The following is an 11,835-nucleotide window of genomic DNA, read 5'->3' as shown; positions in this document are numbered from 1 at the left end:
CCGGCTCGCGGTGTCAACGACTTATTTCGTTGACGCTCAATCTTCAGTTTTCAATCCCGCCGCAGCACTCGGCTCCGTCGGGCGAGGCGGCAACCTATTGGCTTCCGGCCCCCGCGTCAACAACTTTCTGCGAAGTTTTCGACACGTCCCTCAGCGGCCCAGGGTCTCCCCCTTCCCGCAGCGGGCCGAACTTCCTACCGAAGCCCGGTCGCCGTGTCAACCGCCAATCGCGTCCAGTTGTCAATTTTCTCAAACCACCCCGGATGGGCTCGCGCCCTCCCGCAGCGGGAGAGGCTGTCTAGCTGGGCCAGCACCTGGAGTCAACAGGATTCTTCCAACCCACGGAACATTTTTACGATTCCTGGCCTGGTGAACTGCGCAACAGCTCTGCATCACAGGGCATCACGCCGCGACACTTTTTACCCTTCGCTAGCCCGCGCTCTCGGATAGAGGGGCATCTCGTTCAAGAATAATCAGAGCCGCACATCGGAATATAGCACAGAAAAGGGAGGGGGGAAGGCCTTCGCCCTCCCCCCGGTCGGTGAAATCGTCCCTGGCGATGATTGCCGCCTAGAATTCCAAATGTTTGTAGGTCCTGGGGAAGGCGATGACGTCGCGGATGTTGGTCACGCCCGTGACCAGCATGACCATGCGCTCGAAGCCCAGGCCGAACCCGGCGTGGGGGGCAGTGCCGAAGCGGCGCGTATCCAGGTACCAGCCGTAGCTCTCGCAGGAGAGGCCCAGCTCGTCGATGCGGGCCTGAAGCCTGTCCAGCCGCTCCTCGCGGGCGCTGCCGCCGATGATCTCGCCGATACGGGGCACCAGCACGTCCATGGCGCCCACGGTCTTGCCGTCGTCGTTCTGGCGCATGTAGAACGCCTTGATATCTTTGGGATAGTCATACACGATCACGGGCTTGCCGAAGTGCTCCTCGGCCAGGTAGCGCTCGTGCTCGGTCTGGATGTCCTTGCCCCAGCCCACGGGATACTCGAAGGATTTCTTGGCCTTGGAGAGTATGTCGATGGCCTCGGTGTAGGAGATGCGCTCGAAGGGCTCCCCCACGAGCTTGTCCAGGCGCTCGGACAGCCCGGTGTCCACCCACTTGGCGAACAGCTCCAGGTCGGAGGCGCGCCGGTCCATGACCGCCTTGATGCAGTACTTGAGCAGGTCCTCGCCCAGGTCCATGTTGTCGCCCAGGTCGGCGAAGGCCATCTCGGGCTCCACCATCCAGAACTCGGCGGCGTGACGGGCCGTGTCCGAAGGTTCGGCGCGGAAGGTGGGGCCGAAGGTGTACACGTCGCCCAGGGCCAGGGCGAAGGGCTCGGCCGAGAGCTGGCCGGAGACCGTCAGGAAGGCCTCCTTTCCGAAGAAGTCGGCCTTGACGCCTTCGGGGCCGAGCATCTGGCCCGGGTTCAGGGTGGTGACGCGCAGCATCTCGCCCGCGCCCTCGCAGTCCGCGCCGGTGATCAGCGGCGAGTGCAGGTAGAAGAAGCCACGCTCCTGGAAATAGCGGTGCACGGCCAGGGCCAGCTCGGAGCGTATTCTGAAGAGCGCGCCGAACTTGTTGGTGCGGGGCCGAAGGTGCGCTATGGTGCGCAGGAATTCGTCGGAGTGCCGCTTCTTCTGCAGGGGGAAGGTGTCCTGGTCGGAGGCCCCGATGAGCGCGACCGACGTGGCCTTGATCTCCCAGGCCTGGCCCTTGCCGGGCGAGGCGACGAGCTCGCCCTCCACGGAGACGGAGGCGCCTGTGCCCATCTCCTTCACGGAGTCGTAGCCTGGGATGCCGGCGTCCACCACGGCCTGGATGTTGCCCAGACAGGAGCCGTCGTTGAGTTCCAGGAAGGAGAATTCCTTCGAATCGCGCCGGGTACGCACCCAGCCCTTCACCAGCACACGGGGCACGGGCCCTTCGGCCGCGAGCAGTTGAGCGATTTTGGTACGTTTCATCCCGACATTCTAATCCAATCTGGAGTATGCGGGCAAGAGGCGTCTGCGCCCTTGTCTGGGAAGGCCCGCTGGGTTAGGAGAGGTGCGCAAGTAAATCTTATAAGGATGGCTCATGGGTTTTTTCTCCAAGCTCACCTCCTGGATAGGCCGCAAGAAGCCCGACGAACAGACGCCCGACGAGAAGGCTCCTGAAAACCTGCAGACCGCCGAAGCTCCCGCCGGGGAGCAGGCGGCGCCAGCGCCGGAGCCTGAAAGTCCGGCGGCCGAGGCCGCTCCGGAACAGGCCGAACCCGCCGCCTGCCCCAAGGCCGAGCCCGGCGCGACCCCAGCCTGGCAGACGGAGCTGACCCTGAGCCTGCGCCAGGCCGAGCCGAAGCTTTCGGTGTGGCTGGGCATCGTGCTCCAGGGCGTCAACCGCGGCGGCCCCGAGCTCTGGGAGCGCCTGCGCTTCTTGTTCAACTGCCTCGAAGCCCCCGCCGCCGAGGCCGACGAGTTCATCGCCGCCTTCGAGAAGTGGCTCGCCAACATGGGCTACGAAGAGGTGGAGGAGTTCCGCTCCGAACTGCAGTACCGCCTGGCCCTAGCCCTGGACCTGGAGGACGAGGAGGACGAGCGCAGCCGCCTGTTCATCAAGCTCTCCGAGGGCCTGGCCAAGACCCGCGAGCAGATCGCCGCGCGCATCGACGGGCTGCTCACCTCCCACTCCAAGATGGACGACGAGTTCTGGGAGGAGCTGGAGGAGATCCTGATCATGGCCGACGTGGGCTTCGAGCCCGCGGGCAAGCTGCTCTCACAGCTCAAGAACCGGGCCCGCAAGTCCGGCGTGACCGACCCGTCCGGCTTCAAGGAGATCCTGCGCGAGGAGCTGGCCCAGATTTTCAAGGCCCCCAAGACCATCAAGGCCGTGAACCCGCCCGAGGTGGTGATGATGGTGGGCGTCAACGGCGTGGGCAAGACCACCTCCATCGCCAAGCTGGCCTACAGGGCGCAGATGCAGGGCCGCAAGGTGCTCATCGTGGCGGGCGACACCTTCCGCGCGGCGGCCATCGAGCAGTTGCAGATCTGGGCCGGACGCGTGGGCGCGGGCTTCTTCTCCAAGGGCGAGGGCGCTGACCCGGCGGCCGTGGCCTTCGAGGCCATGGACCACTGCCTGGCCAACGGCTACGACCTCATGCTCCTGGACACCGCGGGCCGCCTGCACACCAAGGCAAACCTCATGGAAGAGCTCAAGAAGATCGAGCGCGTGCTGGGCAAGAAGCACCCCGGAGCGCCCCACCGCACCATCCTGGTGGTGGACGCCACCACCGGCCAGAACGCCCTCTCCCAGACCAAGCTGTTCCACGAGGCCGTGGGCGTGGACGAGATCGTGCTCACCAAGCTCGACGGCACGGCCAAGGGCGGCGTGGTGGTGGGCATCGCCCTGGAGCACGCCATCCCCATCACCTTCGTGGGGCTGGGCGAGAAGATGGAGGACATGCGGCCCTTCTCCGGCGAGGACTTCGCCAAGGCCCTGCTGGTCTAGAACATGCTCGTCGACAACTCCAACCAGGCCGGTACGACCATGCGCACGCCCTCCAGGACGGAGGCCCTGGCCCTGCTCGAACAACACCAATCCAAGCCGGAGCGGATAGCCCACAGTCTTGCCGTGGCCGAACTGGCCCTGGCCATCCGGGACCGGCTCGCCGAGCGCGGCCACGAGCTGGACCGTGGCCTGGTGGAGTCGGCCGCCCTGCTCCACGACATGTGCAAGGGCCAGCCCGACCATGACCGCGCCGCAGGCGAGCTGCTGCGCGGACTGGGCTACCCCGAGGTGGCCGCCGTGGCCGAGGTGCACACCCGCCTTGCCGGGCGCACGCCCCAGGAGCCCGAGCCCGTGAGCGCCGCCGAGGTGGTCTACATGGCGGACAAGAGCTACCGCCGCACCACCCGGGTGAGCGTGGAGGACCGCTACGCCATCTGGCTCAAGACCTGGGAGGGCAACGCGGAAAAGCTGGCCAGCCTGGAGAACGGCCAGAAACGCGCCGAGACGGTGCGTGCGCGCATCGAACGGGCCATGGGACTCCCTTTGGATGCGGTGGGACCCCGGGCGTAATTTTTGACTTTACACAATCCGTTTGCGCATGACATCCTCCGGCCATGATCCACTGCCGGAGGCTCCCCACATGACCAGCGCCCCGCCCGAACGCTCAGCCCGGGCCATGCTCGGCAGCGTGTTCGGCTTCCCGGGGTTCCGCCCAGGCCAGGCCGAGGCCGTGCAGCGCCTTCTTGAGGGGCGCAGCGTGCTTGCCGTCTTCCCCACCGGCGCGGGCAAGAGCCTGTGCTACCAACTGCCGGCGCTGTGCCTCTCGGGCGTGACGGTGGTCATCTCGCCGCTCATCGCCCTGATGAAGGACCAGATCGACTTCCTCACCGCCAAAGGCGTGGCGGCCGCGCGCTACGACTCCACCCTCGACGCCGACCAGGCCCGCTCCGTGCTCGACGGCCTGCGCGGCGGCAGGCTCAAGCTGCTCTACATCTCGCCCGAGCGGCTGGCCAACGAGCGCTTCCTGCAGCACCTGCGCAGCGTGAAGATTTCCCTCCTGGCCGTGGACGAGGCCCACTGCATCAGCGAATGGGGCCACAACTTCCGGCCGGACTACCTCAAGATCGCGGACTTGGTCCGGGACCTCGGCATCCCGAGGGTGCTGGCGCTCACGGCCACGGCGGACCCGGCAACCGCGCAGGACATCGCCCGCGCCTTCGCCATCGCCCCCGAGGACGTTGTGCGGACCGGCTTCCACCGCCCCAACCTGGAGCTGCGCGCCACTGCCGTCACGCCCGGAAGCCGCAGGCGCACACTGCTCGACCGGCTGGCCTCCCGGCCGCGCGGCCCGGCCATCGTCTACGTCACCCTGCAGAAGACGGCCGAGACCGTGGCGGAGTACCTGAACCGGAACGGCTTCCAGGCCCGGGCCTACCACGCGGGCATGGAGAACGAGGACCGCGACGCCGTGCAGGACGCCTTCATGGCCTCCAAGGATATGATCGTGGTGGCCACCATCGCCTTCGGCATGGGGGTGGACAAGGCCGACATCCGCGCCGTGTACCATTACAACCTGCCCAAGTGCGTGGAGAGCTACGCCCAGGAGATCGGCAGGGCCGGGCGGGACGGCGCACCGGCCGTGTGCGAGCTGCTGGTCTGCCGCCAGGACACCGTGACCCTGGAGAACTTCGTGCTGGGCGACACCCCGGACGAGGGCTCCATCGCGGCCGTGCTGGACGAGATTCTTGGCGGAGAGGCGCAGCAGGACATCTCCACTTACGATCTCTCCAACCGGCACGACATCCGGCCCCTGGTGGTGCGCACGTTGCTGACCTACCTGGAGCTTGCCGGGGTGCTGCGCTCCGTGGGGCACGTCTATTCCAGCTATCTGGTGGAGCCGCTCAAGCCTTCGGCGGAGTTCCTGCCCCTCTTCGACCCGCAGCGGCAGGATTTTCTGCGCCGGGTGCTGGCCAGGCTGGTCAAGCGCCGGAAATATTTCGTCATCGACGTGGACGAGGCGGCCCAGGCCCTGGAAGAGCCCCGGGAGCGCATCGTCAGCGCGCTGGACTATCTGCACGCCCAGGGACATGTCACGCTCAAGACCAGCGGCGTGAAGCAGCGTTTCCGCGTGCTCGCGCCGGACAGGGACAGCTCGGCGCTGGCGGCGGAGCTGGCCCGGCGCTTCAACCAGCGGGAGACGAGGGATGTGGAGCGCGTGGGCAGGATGCTGGCCCTGGCCGCCACTTCGGGCTGCCTCACCAGGGAGCTGGCCGGGCACTTCGGGGAGGAGATGGGCGACTGCGGGCACTGCGGCCCATGTCTGGGCGACGCGCCCGCCCACCCCGCCCCGCTTGGAGTGCGCAGGCCCAAGACGCAGGCCCTGGAGCGGGTTGCCGCGCTGATCGGGGAGCGGCTGCCGCAACTGGGCACGCCCCGGCGCATGGCCAAATTCCTGTGCGGGATATCATCGCCCGCCACCAGCCGCCTGAAAGGCCACGAGGCGTTCGGGCTGTTCGAGCGGGTGCCGTTTACGATGGTGCTGGAGCTTGCGCGAAGGGAAATGGAGAGATGAAGGCCGCCCTCACTCCGGCCACATCATGCGCGTGTGCAGAAGGCGCAATATTTCCACGCGGACCCCGGAAAGTCGGTACACGCAGACATACGCCGTGCCCGGAATCACGAGTTCCCGGGTATCGGGGACCGCGCCTTCCCGCCCGACCCGTGGGAACTGATCCAGCCCGGTGCAGGATACCTCGATCTTGATCGCCGTTCGGCGGGCGGCCTCGGGGTTGTCCTGGGCGATGTAGGCCAACTGGGCGCGTAAATCGTTCAAGGCATGAACTGTCCAGACGGGCATGGCTAGGCCCCAAACTCCCTGAAGACGGAATCGACCTCATCCTGGGATGCGAAGCGTCCCGCTTCCGCCGCTTCGACGCCCTCCCGCACCTTGGCGAGATACCACTCGTGGTAGGTAATGAAATCCTCGATGGCTTTGTTCAGGGCCCAATTGCGGCTTCTGCCCATTTGTTTGGCCACTTCGTCCAACCTGGCCAATGTTGCGCTGTCCGTGCGTAGCGTGCTGGCGACGCTCATGGCGGTGCCTCCCGGCATTATGATACCACCATGATATCGCCATGACATCAAGCTGACAACCCCAAACCGGGCTTCCTGTGAATTTCCACGAAAAAGCGGCCACAGCTTCCGCCGTGGCCGCATCAATTCGCGAATATCCTCAACAATCAGTCTAGGTGAACGCCTTCACCAGCTCCAGCGGCGTTTCATCAGGCAGCTCGATGCGCTTGTCCTTCAGGAAGACTTCCGCCAGCTTCTGCATCCACTCCCTGCTCACGCGCAGCTCCTCGAAGCGCAGCACGGGCTTGCCGTCCTCGCGTTCCAGGCTGTAGCCCACCAGCTCCACGCGGATGGCCTCGGCCTCCCCCTTGGGGGTGCCTTCCAGCACCAGCACCTTCCCCTTTGAATCCAACTCCACGCGCAACATGTCGCAATAGTCCTTGAGCAGCGGTTTGAGCTTCACCGTGGCCGCCGCTGCGGCCACATTGTCCATGATGGTCCTGAGCAACGCGGCCTACCAGGTCAGGGCGTTCTGCTCGTCCATGCAGAGCTTGCCGCCCTCGGCGCAGGGAGGGATCACGTAATTGCCGTCGAAGCAGGCCAGGCAGTACTTGTGGTGCTCCCTGTCCGCGCCCACGGAGTCCAGCAGGCCGCCGATGGAGAGGTAGTGCAGGCTGTCCAGCCCGATGTAGCGGGCGATATCCTCCACGGAGTGATTGGCCGCGATCAGCTCGCCCTTGGAGGAGAAGTCGATGCCGTAGAAGCAGGGAAACTTGATGGGCGGGCAGCTCACGCGCATGTGGATCTCGCGCGCGCCCAGCTCCCGCAGCTTCTTCACGCGGGTGCGGATGGTGGTTCCGCGCACGATGGAGTCTTCCACGATGATGATGCGCTTGTTCTTGATGAGCGAGCGCACGGGGTTCAGCTTCACGCGCACGGAGAAGTCCCGCATGGACTGCGAGGGCTGGATGAATGTGCGGCCGACGTAGTGGTTGCGCACCATGGCCACCTCAAAGGGCAGGCCGGACTGCTGGGCGTAGCCCACGGCGGCGTAGACCCCCGAGTCCGGGAAGGGCATCACGTAGTCGGCGTCCACGGGGGCTTCCAGGGCCAGGGCCTGGCCCATCTGCTTGCGGCAGGAGTAGACCACCTCCCCGAAGACCACGGAGTCCGGCCGGGCGAAATAGACCAGTTCGAAGATGCAGCGCTTGGCGGGCTTGGGCTCGCTGATGCGGAAGGTGCGCAGGCAGTTGCCCTGCACCACGAGCATCTCGCCGGCCTCGACCGTGCGCAGGTACTCGGCCTCGATGAGGTCGAAGGCGCAGGATTCGGAGGAGATCACGTAGGCGTCGTCCAGGCGGCCCAGGGCCAGGGGGCGGATGCCGTGGGGGTCGCGTACGGCGATGAGCTTGTCGTTGGCCAGGATCAGCAGGGAATAGGAGCCCTTCACGCGCTGGCAGGCCTTGATCACGGCGTCCTCGATGGTGCCGCCGTTCAGGTGCTTGGCGATGAGGTGCACGAAAATTTCGGAGTCCATGGTGGTCTGGAAGATGGAGCCCGAAGCCTCCAGCTCAGCGCGCAGCTCCATGGTGTTCACCAGGTTGCCGTTGTGGGCGATGGCCAGGCGCCAGTCCCCGAAGCGCACCAGGAAGGGCTGCGCGTTGCGCAGCAGGGAGGCCCCGGTGGTGGAGTAGCGGATGTGGCCCACGGCGATGTTGCCCTTGAGCTCCTTGCCCAGGTGGCGTTCGTTGAACACGTCGGCCACCAGACCCATGCCCTTCTGCTCGCGGATCAGCTCCCCGTCCCAGGTGACGATGCCGGCCGACTCCTGCCCCCTGTGCTGCAGGGCGTAGAGGCCGAAATAGGTCATGCGCGCGGCCTCGGGGTGGCCGTAGATGCCGAACAGTCCGCAGTACTCTTTCTTCATGTGCTTGCTACCTGCCGTCTGCTGAAAGTGAGGAGATAAGGCTCCTTCCTTCCGAGTCAACTAAAAAGCCCCGGCCGCCCTTGCGGGCGGCCGGGGCGCTTGCTTGCGCTGTTAGGCGTAATGTTCCTGAAGGCTCTTCACGGAGAGGCCGTGGCCCTTCATCTCCTTGATGGCCTGGGCCATGGCCCGCGCGCCCGCCACCGTGGTGGTGTACGGCACGCCGTACATCAGGGTGGTCTGGCGCAGCTGGGAGGAGTCCTGCACGGTCTTCTTGCCGGAGACGGTGTTGATCATCAGCTGGATCTGGCCGTTGATCACGTGGTCGGCGGCGTTGGGCCTGCCCTCGTAGACCTTGAGCACCTTCTCGGCCTTGACCCCGTTGGCGGTCAGGTGGGCGGCGGTGCCGCCCGTGGCCACGATGCGGAAGCCCAGCTCCTCGAAGAGCTTGGCCACGGGGACCACGGCGTCCTTGTCCGTGTCGTTGACGGAGATGAACACCGTGCCCTCCATGGGCAGGCGCTGGCCTGCGGCCAGTTGGCTCTTCATGAAGGCCAGGCCGAAGCTCGCATCCACGCCCATGACCTCGCCGGTGGAGCGCATCTCGGGTCCGAGCAGCACGTCAACGCCGGGGAAGCGGTTGAACGGGAACACCGACTCCTTCACGGAGATGTGGCCGGTCTTGCGCTTGGTCCAGGGGTCGAGATCCTTGAGGGTCTGCCCCATCATCACCTTGGTGGCCAGGTTGGCCAGGGGCACGCCCGTGGCCTTGGACACGAAGGGCGAGGTGCGCGAGGCCCGGGGGTTGACCTCCAGGATGTAGATCTCGCCGCTCTTGATGGCGAACTGGATGTTCATCAGGCCCACCACGTTCAGCTCCACGGCCAGGGCCTCGGTCTGGCGCTCGATCTCCTTGATGAGCGCGGGATCGAGGGTGTGCGGGGGCAGCACGCAGGCCGAGTCGCCGGAGTGGATGCCCGCCTCCTCGATGTGCTCCATGATGCCGGCCACGTAGGTGTCCGTGCCGTCGCAGATGGCGTCCACGTCCACCTCGACCGCGTTCTCCAGGAACTTGTCGATGAGGATGGGATGCTCGGGGGAAGCCTGCACCGTGCGCTTGAAGTAGCTGGCCAGGGCCTCCTCGTCGTAGACCACTTCCATGGCCCGGCCACCCAGCACGTAGGAGGGGCGCACCACCACGGGGTAGGTGATCTGCTTGGCGATGTCGCGGGCCTGCTCGAAGGAGTACGCCGTGCCGTTGGGCGGCTGCTTGAGCCCGAGCTTGCGCAGCAGGGCCTGGAAGCGCTCGCGGTCCTCGGCGCGGTCGATGGAGTCGGGCGAGGTGCCCAGGATGGGCACGCCAGCGCGCATGAGCGGCACGGCCAGGTTCAGCGGGGTCTGGCCGCCGAACTGCACGATGACGCCCTCGGGCTTTTCGGACTCGATGATGTTGAGCACGTCCTCGAAGGTCAGGGGCTCGAAGTAGAGCTTGTCCGAGGTGTCGTAGTCCGTGGACACGGTCTCCGGGTTGGAGTTGACCATGATGGACTCGATGCCCAGCTCCTTCAGGGCGTAGGAGGCGTGCACGCAGCAGTAGTCGAACTCGATTCCCTGGCCGATGCGGTTGGGCCCGCCGCCCAGGATGACCACCTTGCGCTTGTCCGAAGGGGTGATCTCCTTGCCGGACTCGTAAGTGGAGTAGAAGTACGGGGTGTAGGCTTCGAACTCGGCGGCGCAGGTGTCCACCAGGTAGTAGGTGGGCTGCACTTCGAGCTTCTGGCGGATGGAGCGGATGTCCAGCTCCTCCTTTTTCCAGAGCGCGGCCAGCTGGCGGTCGGAGAAGCCGAACTGCTTGGCCTTGCGCATAACCGGGCCCAGCTTGGGGTTGGAGGCGCTGATGGACTCCTCCAGGGCGAAGGAATGCAGCTCGGCCTCCATGTCCACGATCTCGCGGATCTGGCGCAGGAACCAGGGGTCGATCTTGGTGGCGTCGTGGATCTCCTCGTCGGTCATGCCGCAGAGCATGGCGGAGCGCACGTCGAAGAGCCTGCGGGAGTTGGGCTTGCGCAGCGAGGCCAGGATGGCTTCCTTGTCCCAGGTGCAGCGGTCGAACTCCTTGGAGAGGCCGGGCATGCCCACCTCAAGGGAGCGCATGCCCTTCTGCAGCGACTCCTTGAAGTTGCGGCCGATGCTCATGGCCTCGCCCACGCTCTTCATGGCCGTGGTCAGGTAGTCCTCGGCGCCGGGGAACTTCTCGAAGGTGAACCGGGGGATCTTCGTGACCACGTAGTCGATGGTGGGCTCGAAGGAGGCCATGGTCTCCCTGGTGATGTCGTTGGGGATCTCGTCCAGGGTGTAGCCCACGGCCAGCTTGGCCGCGATCTTGGCGATGGGGAAGCCCGTGGCCTTGGAGGCCAGCGCCGAGGAGCGCGACACGCGGGGGTTCATCTCGATGATGACCATCTCGCCGTCGGCCGGGTTCACGGCGAACTGCACGTTGGAGCCGCCGGTCTCGACGCCGATCTCGCGCATGATGGCCAGGGCCGCGTCGCGCATCTTCTGGTATTCGTCGTCGGTGAGGGTCTGGGCGGGGGCCACGGTGATGGAGTCGCCGGTGTGCACGCCCATGGGGTCGATGTTCTCGATGGAGCAGATGATGACGCAGTTGTCGCCAACGTCGCGCATCACCTCCAGCTCGAACTCCTTCCAGCCGAGCACCGACTGCTCAAGCATGATCTCGGACTTGATGGAGAGGGCCAGGCCCCGGGCCGAGATGGCCTCCAGGTCCTCCATGTTGTAGGCCACGCCGCCGCCTGCCCCGCCCATGGTGAAGGCGGGACGGATGATGATCGGGAAGGGGATCTGGCGGCCCCAGTGGCGCACGTCTTCCATGGAGCGGGCGATGCCGCTCTTGGGAGTCTTGAGGCCGATCTTGTCCATGGCCTCGCGGAACTCCTGGCGGCTCTCGGCCTTCTTGATCACGGCCAGGTTGGCGCCGATGAGCTCCACGCCGTACTTGTCCAGCACGCCGGATTCGGCCAGGGCCACGGCGGTGTTCAAGCCGGTCTGCCCGCCCAGGGTGGGCAGCAGGGCGTCGGGGCGCTCCCGCTCGATGATCTTGGCCACGATGTCCGGGTCGATGGGCTCCACGTATGTCCGGTCGGCCAAGCCGGGGTCGGTCATGATCGTGGCGGGGTTGGAGTTGACGAGGATGACCTCGTAGCCTTCCTCCTTGAGCGCCTTAGCGGCCTGGGAACCGGAATAGTCGAATTCGCAGGCCTGACCGATGACGATAGGGCCGGAGCCGATGATCAAAATTTTCTTTAGGTCCGTGCGTTTGGGCATGACTTGGGAGAGGTTGTTGAGGTTA

9 protein-coding genes are annotated in these 11,835 nt (G+C 65.8%); 3 read left to right on the top strand and 6 right to left on the bottom strand.

From position 1 onward, the window contains the following. Positions 1–570 precede the first annotated feature (570 nt). A complete protein-coding gene (gene asnS, locus MLE18_RS05340) occupies positions 571–1,947 on the bottom strand; it encodes an asparagine--tRNA ligase (protein ID WP_243367992.1) in 1,377 nt (458 codons plus the stop codon). A gap of 112 nt (positions 1,948–2,059) precedes the next feature. Between asnS and ftsY the strand changes: the two genes are divergently transcribed. The 3 genes from ftsY to MLE18_RS05325 all read left to right on the top strand — a co-directional run bounded on the left by ftsY (position 2,060) and on the right by MLE18_RS05325 (position 6,041). Beyond that, positions 2,060–3,469: a signal recognition particle-docking protein FtsY gene (ftsY, locus tag MLE18_RS05335; RefSeq protein WP_336605562.1), complete on the top strand. Its 1,410-nt coding sequence runs from the start codon at positions 2,060–2,062 to the stop codon at positions 3,467–3,469. A 3-nt stretch (positions 3,470–3,472) separates the two neighbouring features. Further along, complete coding sequence (locus MLE18_RS05330; protein ID WP_243367990.1) at positions 3,473–4,039, top strand: HD domain-containing protein; 567 nt, start codon at positions 3,473–3,475, stop codon at positions 4,037–4,039. Positions 4,040–4,109: 70 nt separating this feature from the next. Further along, positions 4,110–6,041: a RecQ family ATP-dependent DNA helicase gene (locus MLE18_RS05325; RefSeq protein ID WP_243367988.1), complete on the top strand. Its 1,932-nt coding sequence runs from the start codon at positions 4,110–4,112 to the stop codon at positions 6,039–6,041. Positions 6,042–6,050: 9 nt separating this feature from the next. Here MLE18_RS05325 and MLE18_RS05320 read toward each other — a convergent pair whose 3' ends face one another. The 5 genes from MLE18_RS05320 to carB all read right to left on the bottom strand — a co-directional run bounded on the left by MLE18_RS05320 (position 6,051) and on the right by carB (position 11,810). Continuing rightward, a complete protein-coding gene (locus MLE18_RS05320) occupies positions 6,051–6,326 on the bottom strand; it encodes a type II toxin-antitoxin system RelE/ParE family toxin (protein ID WP_272881483.1) in 276 nt (91 codons plus the stop codon). Positions 6,327–6,328: 2 nt separating this feature from the next. Continuing rightward, a complete protein-coding gene (locus tag MLE18_RS05315; protein ID WP_243367984.1) occupies positions 6,329–6,562 on the bottom strand; it encodes a CopG family ribbon-helix-helix protein in 234 nt (77 codons plus the stop codon). A gap of 151 nt (positions 6,563–6,713) precedes the next feature. Beyond that, a complete protein-coding gene (locus tag MLE18_RS05310; RefSeq protein ID WP_243367982.1) occupies positions 6,714–7,034 on the bottom strand; it encodes a hypothetical protein in 321 nt (106 codons plus the stop codon). Positions 7,035–7,055: 21 nt separating this feature from the next. Beyond that, on the bottom strand, positions 7,056–8,468 hold the full coding sequence (gene purF / locus MLE18_RS05305; protein ID WP_243367980.1) for an amidophosphoribosyltransferase: 1,413 nt from the start codon (positions 8,466–8,468) through the stop codon (positions 7,056–7,058). A 111-nt stretch (positions 8,469–8,579) separates the two neighbouring features. Then, positions 8,580–11,810 (bottom strand): carbamoyl-phosphate synthase large subunit, encoded by a 3,231-nt coding sequence (carB, locus tag MLE18_RS05300; RefSeq protein WP_243367978.1) that lies wholly within the window; start codon positions 11,808–11,810, stop codon positions 8,580–8,582. Between the last annotated feature and the right edge of the window lie 25 nt (positions 11,811–11,835).

Origin of the sequence: Fundidesulfovibrio soli (genome assembly GCF_022808695.1) — a bacterium.
Taxonomy (GTDB): Bacteria; Desulfobacterota; Desulfovibrionia; order Desulfovibrionales; family Desulfovibrionaceae; genus Fundidesulfovibrio; species Fundidesulfovibrio soli.
This window is presented reverse-complemented; position numbering and strand designations above follow the sequence as displayed.